The 20,504-nt window shown below is 39.2% G+C and carries 11 protein-coding genes; 1 reads left to right on the plus strand and 10 read right to left on the minus strand.

What is annotated here, in order from left to right; all coding sequences use genetic code 11:
- Nucleotides 1–292: 292 nt before the first annotated feature.
- From VCM39_RS14915 to galB, 4 genes are all read right to left on the minus strand, one after another.
- Nucleotides 293–2,542: a GH92 family glycosyl hydrolase gene (locus VCM39_RS14915; protein WP_322932959.1), complete on the minus strand. Its 2,250-nt coding sequence runs from the start codon at nucleotides 2,540–2,542 to the stop codon at nucleotides 293–295.
- Nucleotides 2,543–2,693: 151 nt separating this feature from the next.
- On the minus strand, nucleotides 2,694–3,665 hold the full coding sequence (locus VCM39_RS14920) for a glycoside hydrolase family 130 protein (RefSeq protein WP_322932958.1): 972 nt from the start codon (nucleotides 3,663–3,665) through the stop codon (nucleotides 2,694–2,696).
- Nucleotides 3,666–3,867: 202 nt separating this feature from the next.
- On the minus strand, nucleotides 3,868–5,172 hold the full coding sequence (locus VCM39_RS14925) for an MFS transporter (protein WP_321028926.1): 1,305 nt from the start codon (nucleotides 5,170–5,172) through the stop codon (nucleotides 3,868–3,870).
- A gap of 107 nt (nucleotides 5,173–5,279) precedes the next feature.
- Nucleotides 5,280–7,778: a beta-galactosidase GalB gene (gene galB / locus VCM39_RS14930; RefSeq protein WP_407934706.1), complete on the minus strand. Its 2,499-nt coding sequence runs from the start codon at nucleotides 7,776–7,778 to the stop codon at nucleotides 5,280–5,282.
- 239 nt (nucleotides 7,779–8,017) lie between these two features.
- Here galB and VCM39_RS14935 point away from each other — a divergent pair, with 239 nt between their 5' ends.
- Nucleotides 8,018–10,393, plus strand: coding sequence for a beta-N-acetylhexosaminidase (locus VCM39_RS14935; protein WP_322932956.1), 2,376 nt, complete (start codon nucleotides 8,018–8,020; stop codon nucleotides 10,391–10,393).
- A gap of 215 nt (nucleotides 10,394–10,608) precedes the next feature.
- On the opposite strand, the gene VCM39_RS14940 is transcribed toward VCM39_RS14935, so the two are convergent.
- The 6 genes from VCM39_RS14940 to VCM39_RS14965 form a co-directional block, all read right to left on the minus strand.
- A complete protein-coding gene (locus VCM39_RS14940) occupies nucleotides 10,609–11,166 on the minus strand; it encodes a sialidase family protein (protein ID WP_322932955.1) in 558 nt (185 codons plus the stop codon).
- A complete protein-coding gene (locus VCM39_RS14945; RefSeq protein WP_322932954.1) occupies nucleotides 11,151–11,615 on the minus strand; it encodes a sialidase family protein in 465 nt (154 codons plus the stop codon). The genes VCM39_RS14940 and VCM39_RS14945 overlap by 16 nt, the downstream gene beginning before the upstream one ends.
- Entirely contained in the window at nucleotides 11,575–11,790 is a 216-nt protein-coding gene (locus tag VCM39_RS14950) for a sialidase family protein (protein WP_322932953.1), read from the minus strand. Before VCM39_RS14950 ends, VCM39_RS14945 begins: the two co-directional genes overlap by 41 nt.
- A gap of 131 nt (nucleotides 11,791–11,921) precedes the next feature.
- The gene (locus tag VCM39_RS14955) at nucleotides 11,922–14,981 is read right to left on the minus strand and encodes a T9SS type A sorting domain-containing protein (RefSeq protein WP_322932952.1); all 3,060 of its coding nucleotides are present in this window, start codon (nucleotides 14,979–14,981) and stop codon (nucleotides 11,922–11,924) included.
- Between the two features lie 77 nt (nucleotides 14,982–15,058).
- A complete protein-coding gene (locus VCM39_RS14960) occupies nucleotides 15,059–16,840 on the minus strand; it encodes a SusD/RagB family nutrient-binding outer membrane lipoprotein (protein WP_322932951.1) in 1,782 nt (593 codons plus the stop codon).
- Between the two features lie 47 nt (nucleotides 16,841–16,887).
- Nucleotides 16,888–20,427 carry a SusC/RagA family TonB-linked outer membrane protein gene (locus tag VCM39_RS14965; protein ID WP_322932950.1) on the minus strand — a complete coding sequence of 1,180 codons (3,540 nt, stop codon included), beginning with the start codon at nucleotides 20,425–20,427 and terminating at the stop codon, nucleotides 16,888–16,890.
- Nucleotides 20,428–20,504: the final 77 nt, after the last annotated feature.

The following is a 20,504-nucleotide window of genomic DNA, read 5'->3' on the forward strand; positions in this document are numbered from 1 at the left end:
TCGTACTAATAATGTGAATGTATTTCACCACAGAGTACACAGGGCACCGAGTTTCGCAAAGAAAAATTAATCTAAAATAAAGAACTACAGCTTTTAATCTGCGATCATCCGCGTTTCATCAGAAATTTAAAACTCAGTGTTCTCTGTGTCCTCTGTGGTGCCCCTCCCGGTTCGTACTAATAATACAATTGAGAAAGCAAAAGTGCTAATAAAAACAAGACTGCCCTAACAAACAATGTCCGGACAGTCTCTCCTTTTTACCTTCATTACTAAATTAATTGGGGAAAAACATTTACCTGATAGAAAACTCTAACAACCCGCCATGTACCAGCTCCTCATGAGTGATACGGAAGCGGTTTATCTTTTTACCACCTATTTTTACATTATGAATATATAAAGCATCGGGTTTCTGACGGGTAGACTCTATCACAAGCTCACGTTCTTTATACCATTTCGGATCAAGCCGGATGGTCACTTTATCAAAAACAGGAGTGGTAAGAGTATATTCCGGCAATCCCGGACAATCCGGGTAAAAACCTATCATATTAAAGATGGCCCAGGCAGACATCGTTCCCGTATCATCATTCCCGGGAATACCGTCCGGCTGAGTAGTGAAATACTTAGCCAATAAACGTTGTGTCTCTTTCTGCGTGCGCCATTCTTCTCCTTTAAAATAAGAGAATAAATAAGGATAGGCAATATCGGGTTCATTGGCAGGATCATAAAGACCTTCATCAAATATCATCTGTAGTTTGTTGATGAAAGGCTTCTTCCCTCCCATCAACCGCGCCAGTCCATATACATCATGGGGCACATAGAATGTATAATTCCAGGAATTACCTTCATGAAAGCCGGGGCTGGGTTCAAAGTTTTCACCTTCTTTCGGATTGAAGGGAGAATAAAAAGTTCCGTCAGGAAGTATGGGACGAAGCGTGCCAAACTCTTTACTGTAATAATGTTTATATCCTAATGAGCGATTGTAGAACAGTTTGGCATCCTCTTTCTTTCCCAAAGCACCGGCAAGCCGGGAAAGAGCGAAGTCTGCTATGTAATACTCCAATGCATGAGAAACCGAATTATCATATTGTTCGCGCAGAGGTACATAACCTTTAGACATATAATCATCATTGTCCGGACGCATCAGATTCTCAGCACCGGGCAGAGTGGCCGATTTGTACATGGCTTCATAAGCCAGATTAATGTCAAAATCGCGTAAACCTTTCATCCAGGTATCTACAATCACGGGAATACTGGGATCTCCCTCCATTGTCAGTGTCTCACGACCATACAACTCCCATTTCGGAAGCCAGCCGTGTTCACGATACATATCAAGCATGGTACGTACCATGTCTATCTGCCGCTCCGGATAAACCAGCGTAAGCAACTGATGCACATTCCGATACGTATCCCACAAAGAGAATACCGTGTAACGATTGCCACTGGCAGTCATTATTTTATCGCTTTCCATAGCCGGATATTCTCCGTTGACATCCTGCAAAACATTGGGATGAATCAGCAAATGATACATGGCTGTATAGAAAACGGTTTTCTGATCTTCTGTCCCTCCCTCTACAAGAATACGGGATAAATCATCATTCCAGCGAGCACGGGCTTCTGCATGTACTTTCTCAAAATCCCGGCCTTCCTGCTCCTTGTTCAGATTGAGACGGGCATTTTCTATACTTACAAAAGAAACACCCATTTCTACTTCTACCTGTTCACCGTCTTCGGTGTCGAATGAAAAAAAGGCACCAATATCATCTCCGGCAATCTCTTTTCCATATTTGGTATAAAGTTTATATTTACCATTATCCGCATCCCACTCTGCTTCAACACCAGTCATCGGACGCTGTTTCTTCCAATATCCTGCCTGCGAAGGGAGTTTGTTGACGCGCATCACAAAGTAGATAGGAAATACAGCCTGAGGATTATAACAGAAAGTACCTAAGAGTTTAACTCCTTCTATCTCCTGGGCGTTCACCCGGCGAAGCATGGCACCCGATTCGTTGGTCAGTCCTTCACCCAAATTGAGCAATATATGACTCTTTCCTTCCGGAAATGTAAAACGGGTAACGCCCGTACGGGGGGTGGCAGTTACTTCAGTCTTCACATTGTATTTAGTCAGATAATTTGTGTAGTAACCCGGCGAAGCCTGTTCGTCTTTATAACGGCTTCCATATTCCTTGTAATCCACATTCAACTCTCCTGTGGTAGGCATTAACAAAAGAGAGCCCAACTCCGGACAACCTACTCCACTCAAATTTACATGAGAGTATCCGGTAAAAAAACAGTTATGATACTCATAAGGAGTAGACCACCAACGGGCGTCTTTATCATACTTGTTATCGGCGGACCCCATCACATTGAAAGGTACAACAGACATCATCCCATTCGGACAAACCGCTCCGGGATTTGTTGTACCAAAGTTAGTGGTACCAATAAAAGGATTCACATAATCAACAGGGGAAAGCTTCTCTCCACCTCCGGCAAAAGCCGGAAGCAGAAAGACAGCCAGTGTGTAAGTCAATAAAAGTCGTTTCATTTCTTTAATTGAAAATTGAAAGGATCAAGAAAGATTGACGATTAGACAATTTACGATTTACGATTGAAGGAACTCTCTCTATATATATTCTCTCTAACTCTAACTTCTACTCTAATATCAATCGTAAAATCGTAAATCGTCAAATCGTAATTCATCCGATGTTTGTTCTTTTTATAAATTCAATGATTTCGGAAATATAGCCAAAAGCAAGTCCCGTTACAGTATCGGCTGCTCCGTAGTATACGGCAACTCTCTCGCCATCCTGCAATGCTGCACAAGGGAATACAACATTAGGTACATCGCCCTGTAACTCATAAGGTGCAGCAGGTGCAAGCAGATAATCACGGGTACGGTATAGCACTTTATCCGGATTATCTTTATCCAAGATAGCCGCTCCCATGGAATAACGGAAACCATTGCAGGTGGTAATTACTCCATGATAAAACATCAGCCAGCCTTCATCAACCAGGAAAGGAACCGAACCGGCACCGATCTTTGTACACTGCCATGCACTTTCAGGAAATGGAGTCACTTTCATCACATTGCGATGTTCTCCCCAATATTTCATATCCGGGCTATAGCTGATATAGATATCACCGAACGGAGTATGTCCATTATCGCTGGGACGGCTCAACATGGCGTATTTTCCATTTATCTTCTGCGGGAAAAGCACCCCGTTGCGATTGAACGGAAGGAAAGCATTCTCGCACTGGAAAAACTCTTTGAAGTCGAACGTATAGGCAATGCCGATAGTAGGACCATGATAGCCGTTGCACCAGGTAATCCAGTAACGATCCTCAATCCAGGTTACACGCGGATCATATTTATACTCCGACTCAATCATATCCGTATTGCCTGCCTTGAACTTTATAGGTTCGTGACTGATATCCCAATTGATACCATCTTTACTGAAACCGGCAAAGATATTCATTTGTACTGCCTTGTTGTCACAACGGAATACTCCGGCAAATCCATCTTCAAACGGCACTACGGCACTATTAAAAATACTGTTTGATGACGGAATGTGATAACGTCCGATAACAGGATTTTTTGAATAACGCCACATGGCATCTGTGCAACCAGCGGGACGTTCTTCCCAAGGCATATCAATTTTCTCGTTCATACTTTTCTTTATAATTAATATATTAATGTTTAAGTAGCATTTCAAATTTAGTTCATACTATGACAGTGTTTTATTGAAACGCAAATGATCGCAGATTTTCGCAGATTAAATGGCTGCGCTATACTTGAGCGATGATATGCTTTGCGTGAATCTGCGAGTTTCTGCGTTTCAATAATAATATCATATAATTTAGAACGATTACTTATTTCTTGGCATCCGGATATGTAAACGGCACAAAATAGGTAATCAGGAAAGCCGGAATAGTAGCAAACAGGATAAAAATAAAGAAATCGCGGTAACCCAACCAGTCACTGACAAATCCGCTGACCATTCCCGGAAGCATTACTCCCAGATTCATAATACCGGAAGCAAAAGCATAGTGGGCCATTTGATGTTTTCCGGGAGCCACTTGTTGCATCATAAACAAGGTGAGCCCCACAAATCCAAACCCATATCCAAAATACTCTAATACAATGCCACCACCTATCAGCATTCCGTTGGTAGGTTGATAAATAGCCAGCAACGTATAAGCCATAAAAGGCAGGTTGAAGATGCAACAAAGAGAAAACAGTGTTCTCTTCAAACCACGGTGCGAAATATAGTAACCGGCCAGTAAAGAGCCTAATACAAAAGCTGCAGCTCCATATGTACCATAATAAATGCCAATCTCCTGTTCGCTTAATCCCAATCCACCCATCTCTCTGCCTGCTTTCAGAAATAACGGTACAATCTTCATCACAAACCCCTCCGCAAAGCGATAGAGAATAATAAAAGCGATGTAATACCAGATATGCTTCTTCTTAAAGAAATCAAGGATGACTTCTACCAGTTTATTAAACGTTTCAGCGAATGAGGTCGCTTCGGTAACAGCAGCTCCACCGGAAGGAAGCATCCGAGTATGATAAAGTCCCAGCAATATCATCACAGCCGCCATAATGAACATGACAATCATCCAGGCATGTACGTTGGCTTCATACATCACTTCTCCAGAAGCTCCTTCCACCCCTCCAAAGTGTTTCACTAACCATCCGGCCAGATAAACCAATCCACCGGAAGCTACAATCTTGGCAATATTATAAAAAGCACCCTGCCAACCGATATATTTAGCCTGATCCGGTTTACTGAGCTCAGTCATATAAACACCATCAGTAGCAATATCGTGTGTAGCGCCACTGAAAGCAACTATAGCCAACATGGCAATGGAACAAGCAAAGAAATGAGGAAGCTGTAACGATAAGGCAACAAGCCCAAAACCTATTCCGGAAATAATCTGGGTAAGGACTACAAAATACTTTTTCGTCTTAAACATTTCAAGAAAAGGACTCCAGAGAAACTTTAAAGTCCAAGGTAACATAATCAACGAAGTCCAGAGGGCTATTTGTGCATCGGAGATTTCCAGTCCTTTAAACATCAGAACGGATACCATATTTAATACGACAAAAGGCAACCCCATGGCAAAGTACACAGTAGGAACCCATGAAACAGGGTTAAAGGCTTTTTTATTCATCAATAAGTATTTTATCGGTTAACGATTATAATGCATTTGTATATAATACAACCGAAACCGATAAAATACTAACTTGTATATGCTACTTTTTTTAATTCCAACGCAAATTATTTACTTTCAACCGTAAGAGTTGCTTTCTTAAGTCCACTTCCTGTAGCTTCAAGAACAATAGCTCCGGCTTTATCGGTAGTTTGGATAATCGCTGTCATCATTCCACTAAATACTTTCATCCGGGGGATTTGGAAAGACTCCAAAGAAGCCGGATTTCCATTGGCACCGGCACAATACACGCCCGCTCCTTTTACTTTGAAACGAATTTCATCAGTAGCTTCCGGACATAGATTTCCATCCTTATCTACCACTTTTACCGTTACAAAGCAAAGGTCTTTTCCATCTGCCTGCAACATCCGGCGATCCGGGATCAGCTCTATATGATGTGGTTTACCGGCTGTATGTATTTCTTTCTCAGCTACAGCCTTCCCATTCTCGTCGTAGGCAACTACTTTTACTGTGCCCGGTTCATATTTAGTGTCCATCCACATCAGACGGTAACGCTGCTGGCGTTTCAGACTCATCATCGAAACAGAATCGGCACTGTTGTATACTGTAACCGATAAATCTTTTGTGCGTTTACCCTGACTTTTACCATTAATAAACAGTTCGGCAGAAGGATAATTGGTATAAACAAAAACCGGAGTCACCTCTCCCTCACGTCCTTTCCAGTTCCAATGGGGAAGGATATGCAATGTTTCTTTCTCTTTATTCCAATGACTACGATAAAGATAATAGCGATCTTTGGGCAATCCTGCCAGGTCAATTATGCCAAACAAAGAAGAGTGACTGGGCCAATCCGTATAATAAGGAGTGGGTTCACCTAAATAATCGAAACCGGTCCACACAAATTCGCCAATACAATAAGGCAAATCTTCGTGTTGTATAAAATCATCTTCCGGCAAATTAGACCATCCACAATGTTCCACATCATAGGATGAGGATTGATGATCATCGTATTTCTTCATCCAGGCACGGGTAACCGGAAATTTATAAATACCCCTCGAACTTACTGTAGAAGCCGTTTCGCTTCCTAAAATGATCTGCTGAGGTAATTTCTTGTAAGCCTCCTGATATTTATGGGGACGATAGTTAAAGCCCGCCACATCCATTACTGCTGCCATATTATTATTTATCACAGCATCCGGAGCATCCATTCCCTGCGTCACAGGACGGGTAGGATCTTCACGATGGCAAATATCCTGCAAATAACGGGAGAGCTTCGGTCCACGGTCACCATTCCACTGATCGGGTACTTCATTACCAACACACCACATCACCACACTGGGATTGTTGCGATAGTGACGCAGCACATTCACAAGATCTTTCTCTACCCACTGATCAAACTCCTTATGATAACCATTTTCACATTTAGCAGCCTTCCATTCATCAAAAGTTTCTACCATGAGCATCATTCCCATTTCGTCACAAGCTTTCACCAGTTCAGGAGCCGGCATGTTGTGGGAAGTACGAATAGCATTACACCCCATATCTTTCAGAATACGTATCTGACGACGGATAGCAGCGTCATTCACAGCAGCACCCAACGGACCTAAATCATGGTGGTTGCAGACGCCTTTAAATACTGTTTTCTTTCCGTTCAGGAAAAAACCTTTATCGGGAATCACTTCAATAGAACGAATACCAAACGGAGTAACAGATTCATCTTTCAATGTATTACCCTCATATACCTTTGATTCTGCAATATACAAATAAGGAGTATCCGGGGTCCAAAGCATCGGTTTTTCAACCACAAACTCCTGACTGAATATCTGATTATCGAAATCAGTAAGCTGTTTATTCTCTTTACTGACAACCTTTCCATCCGCATCTTTTATTTCAGTAACAATGCGGTAGGATGAAGGAGATTTGCCTTCCGGCATTACCCATGATGTATTCAAATGTACCCGTGCAAAGTTATCTTCTACCACCGGAGTAGTCAATTGTGTACCCCACATAGGGATATGTGTCTCTTCATTTACTATCAGATGTACATTTCTATAGAGCCCGGCCCCCGGATACCAACGAGATGATTCCACTTCATTCTCCAGACGAACTGCAAGTGTATTTTTACCTTCAGCATTCAGATAAGGAGTAACATCCAGATAAAATGTATTATAACCGTATGGCCAATAACCAGCTTCTTTTCCATTCACATAAACACGGGCATGACTCATAGCACCGTCAAAGACCAATGTAGCCTTTTTACCTTTTGCAAATGCCGGTGCCTCAAAATCCAACCGATACCAACCCACACCGACAAAAGGTAGTCCTCCCGTACGGCCGGCGTGTTCCATAGCTTCTTTCTGTCCATCTTGTGCTATTGCTACCTTCTGGCGATCATTCTGAACACTAAAAGGACCGTAAACGGCCCAGTCATGCGGAACCGTCACTAATTGCCAACGGCTATCATCATAATCAGAGAGACTAAAATTCGCATCATCCGAACGAATAAACTTCCACCCTCTTTCAAAGGTATAACGGGTATGTACTGATGCTGTTTTATCAACTGCCCATATCATTTGGCCGTGTGTTAAAAAAAATAGTGCCAGCATAGCAACAAATAAAGAGTTCTTCATGGTATTTTAATTAAATGTAAAAAATAAAAGCTGTTTCAAGGTAGACAAATATATAGAAAACTAACTCAACAATCCTAATTTAAAACTCATAAAATAGTAGAAATCAATTATTTTAAAGCCAATAGAGAAATTAATGACTTTTAGGTTAGCACTACCCGCTTTACAATTGTATTATATAATAAAGGAATTATCAATAACCCATTAAATTACTACTTATGAGTTTATCGAAACACTTTTGCGGAATACTGTCCGCATCGTTATGTGCCCTCATGCTAAGCATGACCTCTTGTCAGGAAAAAGGAAACAAAGAGCAATGTTCTCTCATTCCCCAACCCAATGAATTAAAAACAAACACAGGACATTTCACATTCAACAATTCAACTGTTTTCTATGTATCTCCGGAATTAGATAAAAACAGCACTCCCATTATCGAATCCTTCAGTGAAAACCTGAACACAGTATCCGGATTTCAAACAACCTCTCAACCCCTCAATGAAGCCGAAACACTTTCCAAACAAAGCATTATTTTTAAAGCGAATGAAAAAATAGCTCCCGAAGGCTACGAACTCAAGATACAACCAAACGAAATAATGATACAGGCGTCTGACCGCAGTGGAGTATTCTATGCCATTCAGACATTAAAACAATTATTACCAGTAGCTATTTACGGAAACGGGCCTGTTGCTGATGCTCAGTGGACATTGCCTTGTGTAGAAATAAAAGATGCCCCACGCTTCGGCTACAGAGGCTTGCATATTGACGTAGCCCGTCATTTCTTTCCTAAAGAAGAGATGAAAAAGATACTCGACCTTATGGCTCTTCACAAACAAAACCAATTGCATTGGCACCTTACGGACGACCAGGGATGGCGCATTGAAATAAAGAAATATCCCCTTCTGACAGAGATAGGCAGCATCCGTAATAAAACGATGATACGCAAAGAATGGGAAAACTATGACACCACTCCTTACGGCGGATTTTATACTCAGGAAGATATAAAAGAGGTTGTAGAATATGCCAATGAGCATTGCATCAATGTTATTCCGGAAATAGACCTACCCGGCCATATGATGGCAGCATTGGCAGCTTATCCTAATTTGGGATGTACAGGTGGACCGTATGAAGTATCCGGCCAATGGGGTGTACGCGATGATGTATTATGTCCGGGTAAAGAAGAGACCTTTACTTTCATTGAAGATGTCTTGACGGAAGTCATGGAACTATTCCCTTCGGAATACATACACATCGGCGGGGATGAATGCCCCAAAGCACGTTGGGAAAAATGTCCCAGATGTCAAGCACGTATCAAAGCTGAAGGATTAAAAGCCAATGAAAAACACAAAGCTGAGTTCTTCCTGCAAAGTTATGTCACTACTCGCGTTGAGAAGTTTTTGAATGATCATGGACGTAAAATTATCGGTTGGGATGAAATCCTGGAAGGAGAGCTCGCACCTAATGCTACGGTAATGTCATGGCGTGGAATGGAAGGCGGCATCGAAGCAGCACGTTTGAAGCATCCGGTCATCATGACTCCTAACAACTATGTATACCTGGATTACTATCCAACCATGAATACACAGAACGAGCCTTTAGCTATCGGTGGATACAACCCTATCGAAAAGGTATATTCATTGGAACCGGTTCCTGCCGTACTCAACGAACAGGAGCGTGCTTACATTATCGGAGCACAAGGTAATCTGTGGACAGAATATATATTGAGCAATGAACAGTTGGAATACATGCTACTCCCCCGCCTGGCTGCGTTAAGTGAGGTACAATGGACACAACCTGCAAACAAAAGCTGGGAACGTTTTCAAAACAGCCTCAGCCACATTGTATCTATTTATAATGTAATGGGGGTGAATTATGGAAAGCATATCTATGAAATAGCAGCAAACTACGATGTGCCTACTGCCTCTGAGGGCAAAGTAGTAGTAACTCTATCGACACTGGGAGACTCACCTATGTATTATACACTGGACGGAAGTCAGCCTACAGAAGAAAGCACTCGTTATACCCAACCAATAGCAATTACCAAAAGCTGTGTGTTACAGGCAATCGTAGTAAGAGACAATGTGAAAACCCGTACATTCAGGAAAGAATTCAAATTCAACAAAGCAACTGGTAAACTGGCAACTCTGGCAACTACTCCAACAGAGAAATATACATTTGCCGGAGCTTCCATCCTTACAGACGGCCTACGTGGAGATTTCAACTACAGCACAGGTTATTGGATGGGATTCATGAATGAACCAATGGATATTACCATTGATTTAGGAAAAGCAACTTCTGTATCTTCTGTCAAAGTGGGAGCTATGATACAATTTGGCGAATACATCTTCCCACCCACTAAGATTACAGTATGGACAGCTACCGGAAAGAATGGTGAATTTATCAAGCAGGGAGAGACTGATATTCCCGTTGCTACAGCTGATGTTAAAGATGGACTGGCAGAGTACAGTTGTCAGTTTAAGGAAGTAGAAGCTGACCGTATACGGATATTGGTAAATACAACTTCCTCTATCCCCGATTGGCATGGTGCACGCACAGAGAAGGCACACATGTTTATAGATGAAGTTATAGTAGAATAAATGTTCTTTTATGATTATGGAACGATCATAAAGTAATGATAATCAAGCAACACAAAAGTACGTACTTTTGTGTTGCTAAAATACGTATTTAACGCACTGTTAATATGCATTTTAAGTCACTGTTAAAATACTAATTTTACAATCAAAGAAATTCATAGGATAATCTCACCTTAAAGTATATCCTGTTTTTATATCCAGGTTTGTAACGATTCAAATCAGTTTTCACTCATAAGCCAACCCAATGTGAAACGAACAAACCAAAGCTTAAAGCCATCAGTACCCGGTAATGAATCATCCCATTTATCTTCTTCCACTACAATGCCAATAGTCCCGTCCGGTAACACCGTCATTGATGAATAGGCCGATAATCCGGACAATATTGTTTTCTTTACCGGCCAGGTTCTTCCTTCATCATAACTTAAAAGAACGGAAACATTTTGTCGGATGCGGTTATCATCAGGAATAGAATGAAGAATTATATTTTTAAGGGCACCTTCTTTTATGGTAGAGTATCGCATAATATCACCATTACAAGCCGGATCCTGAATATCTGACTGTAAGTATGATTTTCCCCATGTCATTCCTCTATCCTGAGATATACAAAATTTACGGACTCCTTTTTCCCTATTACGAATACTCATTAAAATATCACCATTATTCAGTTCTATTAGTTTGGCTTCATCACCATTATTATCGGCTGCATTCTCTGAAACCTTCCAGGTACTTCCACCATCATCAGAATAACAGACATAATTACTTAATGCCCTCCCCAATCAGATGTAGTTCTTACAGCTATACAAAACATAATCCGGCCATCCTGTAACTGTAAAGCTCTTCCGGAAGAGGCAAAAGCCCCATACCAGTATCTTCTAATTTTATCAGGGCAGTCTTTTCCATAAATTTGCGAAGTGATATCTACAGGAGCATTCCACGTTTTACCATTATCAACACTTTTAGAAATATTAATTCTCATCAGATTATTCTCCCCCGATTGCCATAATCCATTACCGGAAGCAAAAATACAAAGTAAATGTCCGGTCCTCCTATCCAATACAATAGCCGGATCTCCGCAACCAACAGTCGTTCCTTCACCTGCTATTGTCACAGTTTCTGACCATGTTTTACCATTATCCTCACTCCGGCGGGACACTACATCTATATGTGCCGGAAGGTCATTTATTTTATCCCAACGCCTGTCTGCCACTACTACCAAAGAACCCATCAACTGCCGTTACAATTCCCGGAATGCGATAAAAGCGGGAGCCACCATCTCCCATATCAAATAAAAGAACACGTTCCTCCAAGGGGATAGAAGGGTTGAAAGTAAAACCGTTACAAGGAAGAACAACCAGAAAGAGAAATAGCCCAATTATAAATATGTTTTTTACTTTTCTCATAATTAGTATATTCATAAAATAAAAAAAAGATTGCCCGAAGTGGAATATTCCACACAGCGAACTTTTACGTTCACTGTATTTTCGGGCAATCTATCAATTATAGATTCTTATATTTAATATAAAAAAGACCTTTACTGTTTAAGTAACTTCTGACTGCGAATTACATTGTTATATTCCATTTTTACAATATAAACACCAGATGTCAGTTCTGCCACATTCAAACTCTCCGGATTACCAGTCACATATTTAATCAGTTGTCCTGTAGTTGTATAAATCCAAACTTTTTCCACATCCTGGAAGAATATTATATTCTCAGCAGGATCCATCCAGCATTTTGAGAAACCAGCATATTCTTCTTTCATATTTTCAACACCTGTAGGAGGAGTAGTTGGATCTTCATCTCTTACGCGGTCCGGTTCATCAGCTTCTCCCTGATCATGCAAATCAGGAGCAACAGGACGTTGAGGATTATCACCTGTAATTTCTACAGCAAAGTCAATAGAGAAACCTTTTGATGTTTCACCACATGGTCCAGGGTGTGCAAACCAAGCATCAGAGAACACAATGCGAAGACGACTCTTACCCACTGCTGCATCTGCAGGAATAGTAAACTCTTTTGTATAACCCTCTGTTTCAAATGTAGGAGTACCTTCTCTGGCTGTTCCCAAATCAAACAATAATTCATCACCGTCAGGTTCAAAGGAATCACTCTTATCCAAATCCATATATCCTTTAGCAAAACACCATCTCAAGCCATCTACTTTACTCAAACTGCTTGTATCATACGCTTTAAATCTTAAGGATATCTTCTGTCCCTGTTTCACCTTCAATACATTATCGGTCGCATCTACATATTGAGTTCCATCTGCTTGAGGACCAGTTGCATGATAATTCAAATCTTGATCAGCTCCCGTTGTAGTAAATGATTCCACATAACGCTGCACGCGAGCTATATCAGCACCTTCTGCAGCAGCATTCATTACAGACTTACAATATGAATCATCTTTATAACCAGGTAAATTAGGAGATGTTGAACGTTCAACTTTTACCCAAGTAACCGGAGAATAAGTTTTAAAGTCAACAGATGCAGCACGTACTCCGATATAGGGTTGATCATCATCGCCTTCAAAAACGATGTTACCTGCATAACCAGCCCAACCTGTTGTACGTCCGATTTCAGAAATCTTACCATTCTCACCGTTCTTATACATAATTTCAAAATGGTCTATATTAGCCTCATCATTATAAATAAGATTCCAGTCTGCACGAGTAGCCTCAACTAATGAATTTACAGCCCAATTCAACTTAACAGATAAAGATTTTGTAGTTTCTTCTTTTACTTCTACCAACATATCTTTTATAGAAGCCGGAGTCACAATACGATTGTCACTCAATTCTAATTCGCCTACTAACAAATTATAATTACCAGCATAACTACCTTTTACGCGGAAGCCCATATATTCAATCACATCGTTCTTAGACAGACCACTCAAAGAAATAATTTTCTCTTCCCACGTAGTTCCAGTCGTTTCACCTACAGCATATTCTAACCACTGATCATTATTCTCTTTCTTCACTATTACATACAAACAAGAAGGAGTATTGCCTGTAACACCCGTTTTTATGGCTACTTTGGCAATTGGGTCAGAATCAGATACATTCAACTTAGTACGATACAATACAATATCTGTTCCTTTTGAAGAAGGGGTTCCTTCTAAACGGAGAGCAGAACCACCAATGTAAGAATCTTCATGAGTAAATGAGGGTTGTATATCAGTTGCTACGGTTTTAGTTCCGGCTTCATATACCAACCAACGATAAGTCGGGACAACATCCTGAGCCCCCATATTATACCAATTACCGAAAGTCTTTTTGCCCTTATAATTATATCGTTCACCATTACCTAAACTAAAATAAGTACGGAAAGGAAGATTTCCTTGAATAGCTGTACGTTCAGGAATGAAAGAAGCTAAACCACAAAAAGTTGAAAGCGGTGCTTTATCTCCTTCTTGTTCCCAATTATTACCAGTATTGGAAACAGCTGGTAAATCAGCCGGATTTCTATTACCACCAGAAAAAGCTCTTTCTAATAATTTTTGATAATTAGATTGGAAATCCATAGAAGTGGCTCCGGAATTATAACTCATAAATCGACTTTGTCCATGTTCACCCCATAAACACACACCAGCTCTCTTTGATTCTTCATTCTGTTGTAAGGCAGTCCAGCGTCTGTTCATATTTACAATCCAAACGCCTGCATACAGATCGTCAGCATTTCCATAACTTTCTTCAGCCACCTGAACAGATCTCTGAATCTGATAAGAAAAGTCACCATTAGAATAGTTCAACATTAAATCAGTCGTTTTACCATTCTCTTTACTTCCATACAATGATTCCGCATACGCTGCATTTAAACCGGAATTTGATGTATAAATACCAATATGGAAATTAGTGAAACCCTCTTCCGCAGCAATCTTATATAATGATTTATGGAATGCAACAACATCTTCATCATCATAGCTGGAATCTTCCCAATTGTAGTTGATACCATCAGAACCAAAAAACATCAAACAATTGATAAGTGCATGAGCATACTTAAAGCTTCCATCCGGATTCTTCTGTGAAATTAGCTCTGCATAGCCACCAGCACCGCTACCTGGAGTCCAACTTTCAAAAAACTTAATACCGCTATAAATATCTGTACCATTCTTATGAGCGGCATCTATCCACGCACCAGGTGCCTGAAAGAAACCGTGATTCCAGGAACCAAAGACATTCGTATAATTCCACATAGAATATACGTCATCACTAAATTTAGAACTTGGATATCCACCATAACCATCCTGACCTATACCCATCGGAATGTTCATCCATAAATTACGATTCTGATACAAATCCGGATACAATTGTTTTTCCTTAGCTCTCATGACAGAACGTGGACGAGTATGCGAACGCACAAACTCAATATCCATCAAGTGAAAGCCTGCAGCCTCAAATTCTTCTTTAGTAGGATACTTGCGTCCCTGTTGCTCTGCTTCATAAAACAGATCCAACATTTTTTGATCCGAGAACGGTTCAAAATCAAACAATTCCGTAGAGGCTGACTCCGGTACATCTTGAGCCATAACCGGACTACTCCATGTCAGACAACATGCCGCTGCTACGCATAGTAACGTAATTCTTTTTTTCATAATTATTAAATTTTTAAATTGAATATATTAGGATAAGACCACTTTGTAGTCTTATCCCTTTTTATTAAAACCGATTGTTAAAAGTTTCCTTTTCCTACAACATCCCACCACAAACGAGTTCCTTGTTTATCCGAACCTCCTAAGGCATCTAACCCTGTTGTGTTTATATCTTCTATTGCAGAATCTGTGTCTCCCGGGAATGGCATTCTACGAATTAAATCTCCTTGTTGTAGACTACCATCACCATCTGATGCATTAAGTACCGGGAATATTTTAGGATAACCTGTACGGCGCAGATCTGTCCAAGCCTCGAATGAATAAGGATATCCTGCTATATATTTTTGTGTTATTATTTTTTCTAATTTAATTTCCCGATCATCCCCTTCATTCCATTTCACACCAATCTTTGTAACACTGGTTATATTGTTAGCTTCATCCATTGGATCTTCATAAACGTAAGCAATGGCATTTTCTATTGCTTTATAATCGGCCAATTTATCTTCATAGATAGATGGCATATCTCTATTCTCAACAGCGGCATTATCAATGCCACGATTATAAAACATTTGAGTACTACCTCCCATTTGCCAGCCACGCAAAGCACCTTCTGCTCTTAAAAAATCAACCTCGGAGATCTTCATCAGATAAATTGGAGCTAATACAATCGTTTCATCCGAAATCAGACGCGAATAAGCAACACGTGGATTAGATTTAACATCTTGTCCTGGTTTCATTAAAATACCAGCACGTAAACCTACAAGTCGTGAATTGGCTGGTAATACTTTAGTAGGATCATTGCTATTAGTTATAGGATACTCATTTTTCAAAAACAAGTAATCAGCATACGGATGTTTCAGACTTACAAGTAAACTTTCAAAAGAAGCATTCAGACGAGTATCATTCCATGTCTGAGAAATTTCAGCCAAAGGATGAGAAAATCCCTCATACATCGGATCCAAACGAACCTCTTGTGAACGAGTTTCAATAACTCCGCCGGCAATAGCCTCTTCAGCCCACTTCTGTGCTTTCTCCGGATTAATCTTAACAATATGCATAGCCATTCTTAATTTCAAAGAATTAGCAAATCGAATCCAAGTATCAAAACTTTTGTCAAGAGTAACTTTATCTCTTTTTTGCATAATTGACGATACTTTTTTCTTGTACCATTCTGGACGTTCCGCATAATGTTCAAAACAGGTGGTAATAGTATCGATATTATCTACAATCGTATTATAGATTTCGGGCATTGTATTATAAGTAAAGGGATGGTCTTCTTGATTTTCCTTATAATTAATATAGGGAAACGGACCATATATATCAGCTATCTCTTGTGAAGCATAATCATAAAGTAGCAAAGCAAGTGCCTTAATTTCCGGTATAGAATCAATTTGAGGATGATTCAACAATGGAACTAACTGATTTTTTACTATTATAAATGAACCATTAGGACCTGAATTGAAATCAGTGCTCTTATAATATGTAGACCTCATTCGACCATCAAAATTCTGCGGTAGCGTGGAGTATCCTGCATAGTTATCTACCGTCATAGTAAATTGATATTGATAGGCATGTGCTCCAGGAGCATTGCCATCTTTACCACCTCTCATACTATATTGAGCAGTAATCAATTGACCAAGTTTAGAACCTAATATCTTTTCTGCCTCTGCAAATCCTTCTTCTGAAATTTCTTTTCTATAATCTATACGATCTGCTTCTCCTCGATAGACAACATTCTCTTCCTGCTCTTGTCCATTTGTCATTTCATCTCCCGGCTCGTCAAAATCCAGACAAGATTGTAAGCCAAAGGAGAGAGAGAATGTACAAGCTATAAAAACCAAATATTTAGTTAACTTTTTCATAATTGCTTATTTTTTATTCATCAAACGAATTTATATTCTTCCACTAATTAGAAATTTGCTTTCAATGAGAAACCGAATGACCTGGTTGAAGGCATATTAAATAATTCAAATGCACTTAATCCGTTCTGAGTAGATAAAGAAATATCAGGATCACAAGGAGCATCTTTGTATAAGAAGAATAAGTTACGTGCCACAAAAGACAAAGACACATTCTTGGAAGCACCCAAAAGATTCTTGAATGTATATCCTAAAGAGAGTTCTCTCAAACGGAAATTAGTAGCATCATAAACATATTGTGTAGCATTGATATCACCACCTATGGACTGATAATACTCTTGAATTGGTGCCATATTCCCATCTGACATAACCAAAGCCGGTTTTCCATTCCAAATTAAATTCGGATTAGCTTCTGCTGCCAAACGTGCATTAGCCGTACGTTGAGAAACTCCATAATTATCCAAATAGGCTTCAGTGAAAGAGACAACTTTTCCCCCAATCTTACCATTAATTAAGAAGTATAAAGAAAGTCCTTTATAAGTAAACGTATTGCTCCAACCAAGTTGGTATTTAGAATTCATATTACCCAGATAGACTCCAAACACATTATCTGTATCAAGTTGGGTAGCACCATCCGGAGTTAAATATATATCTCCTTCTTTATGAAGGATGTTACCGGATGCATCATATTCATTCTCTTTATAGCGTCTAAAATCTGTTGCATACATATCACCATAAGAACCTCCTTCTCTATATTTTACTTGCACTTTACCACCAGCAATACGTTGTTCAATCAGAGCCTCACTACCATCTTCTTTATGATTGGTTTTTATGATTTTATTATTATTATAAGAGAAGTTGACCGATGTTCTCCATAAAAAATCTTTAATGATATTCAACGAATAACTAATTGTAGTTTCGATACCTTGATTACGGATTAAACCTGTATTAACCGGTATTGTTTTACCACTGGTACTGGAAGTAAGCAAGTAACTATTGTGTAAAGCTGAGTTATAGTAAGTAAAATCCATATCTACAGCATTTCCGAATAAAGATAAATCGAAGCCAGCTTCCCATGACTTTGTTTTTTCAGGAATAGGCCAAAAATCCCCATAATTGGAAACGACAAAAGAACCTGACAAAGAATTAGAACTACCTGTATAATATAATATATTAGGAATAGAATTACCTACTTCTGAATATGAAGCTCTTACTTTCATATTCGTAATTACTTCTGGTAATTTAACTATTTTACTAACAAGAGCATTGGCACCTACTCCAAAATAGCCATAATTATCAGGTGTCCCTTTACTTATCTGAAACTGCCTAAACGGACGATACCAGTCACGACGATAGCTCGCATCAATATATACTTTTTCTTTATATCCTAACTGTGCAGTAAATAAAGCTGCTTTATCCCAATTAGATGATTTACTATAAGAAATTCCTGAAAAATCATTTGCACTCGGTTCGAAAACGTTAATAAGTGTCGCCTCTTTAGAACGATCTGAATCCATTTTCGTCGCTTTTGTCCAGATTTTCTGTAAAGTACCTTTTAATGTATGACCAACCCAACCTGCTGTAGCAGATACAGAGAAATCTTTAATATCTTTATTATAACTCAATAAATAATCAACATAAATTTCACTCGTTTTATTAAGATCCTGACCATACATACCATAATCTTCCATAGCTGCCGGTGTCCACGTAGTGGCTGAACGATTAGTTGTTCCAGTATAACGCGTACGATCAATACTCAGACGAGCCTGAGCCATTAAACCTTCAATAATTTCATATTTAGCAGTGGCATAACCATAAATGCGCTCTTCTTCCATTTTGCCCATATTCTCATTAGTTAGCCAATAAGGGTTGTTACGTCCTTTATCTGCAAATGCCCATTGTTGTTGTTTACCTGCTAATTGCGTCTGCATCGATGTTTTTTTGTAACCAGCTCCATCTTTTATATAATATACATACTTATTAGAAAGCCACGTCCCATTATCTATTTTATAATTACTCTTGTAATAGTCCATGTCTACATTACGAGGCATCGTATACAAATCATACAATGGATTCAAAGAGGTACCACCACCATTACGATTAGTAGTCTTAGTACTCACATAATTAACAGCAACGTCAATATTCAATTTCTTCTTAAACATTGCATAACTCTGGCGAAAAGAGACCGTGTTTCTATTATATGTATTACGGTCGATCATACCATTTGCATGAGAGTTAGCATAAGAGAAATAGGAACGTATATTTTCAGAGCCACCACTTAAAGAAATAGAATTATTAACAGTAAGACCAGTCTTAAAAAAATCGTTGACATCATCTTTTCCATAATTTCTTAAATGAGCTCCTTCATAAGCCAGTTCATCATTAGTGTATGTCCCCAATTTCTTTCCCCAGCTATCCACATCTAATGTATTAGCAATTAAATTTAGACCAGCGCCATAGACGTTCTGAATATCCGGAGTCATTAATGGTTTCTCAAATGTTATATTACCAGAATAGTTAATATCAATACGACCTTCTTTACCCTTCTTTGTTGTAATCATGATAACACCATTAGCAGCTTGACTACCATATAATGCAGCTGCATTAGCTCCTTTCAACACGTTCATACTTTCTATATCGTCCGGATTAATAGAAGAAAGTGGGTCGGAACCTTCTGTGGAACCTGCATAAGTTAAACCGCTGCCTGAGTCCCAACCAGCCTGATTATTGATATTATTCGTCAATGGAATACCATCTATAACAATTAACGGACTGTTATTTCCTAATACTGATTTATTACCACGCAACACTATTTTGGCAGCACCACCTGCTCCACCAGCACTCGGAGTAATAGTGATACCAGAAACTTTTCCTTGCAAGGAATTCACAAAGTTAGCATCCTGTACTTTCATCAATTCATCCCCACTAACTTTCTGTGTAGCATAAGTTAAAGATTTTTCCTTACGTTCAATACCCATTGCAGTAACTACTACTTCATTCAACTGTAATGCATCTTCCTTCATCACTACATTAAATGAGGATCTCCCTGCTATAGGTAATATCACTTTTTGATAGCCAATATAAGTGAATTCTAATGTGTTTTCATTTGTTACTTCAAGGGAATAATTTCCATCCATGTCAGTAATTGTCCCTGTAGTAGTACCCTTAACTAGCACACTCACTCCAATCAAAGGTTCACCACTTTCATCCGTTACTACTCCTTTTATTGTACGTTTATTCTGCTGTGCTACGCTTTTCACTTCTTCTACCTCTTTTGTAAAGAGTACCAAATACTTATCACGTACAGAAAAAGAAGCACTAGTATTTCTAAGCAAGCGATTCATGACAGTCCCTAATTTCTCACGATTAGCTTTAATCGTCACTACTCTATCGGGATTAATATCTTTAGTATTATACACAACTGACAGAGAAGCTTGCCGACCTATTTCATTCAACACCTTACTCAAAGGGACATTAGTAAAATCCAGATTTAACAGTACATTCTGTGCAGATGCACTTAAAAAGGCTGGAATAAAAAGGAAAAGGAATCCTAACAAGAATTTAATCTTGTACTTTGTAATTTTTTTCATTTCGTATTCTTTTAACATTAACAGATCAAGAAATTATTTCAGTATAAAAATTCAATACTGGAAATATTTTATATAAT

The sequence above is a fragment of the Bacteroides mucinivorans genome (genome assembly GCF_034654355.2).
In the GTDB taxonomy this organism is placed as follows: Bacteria; Bacteroidota; Bacteroidia; order Bacteroidales; family Bacteroidaceae; genus Bacteroides; species Bacteroides nordii.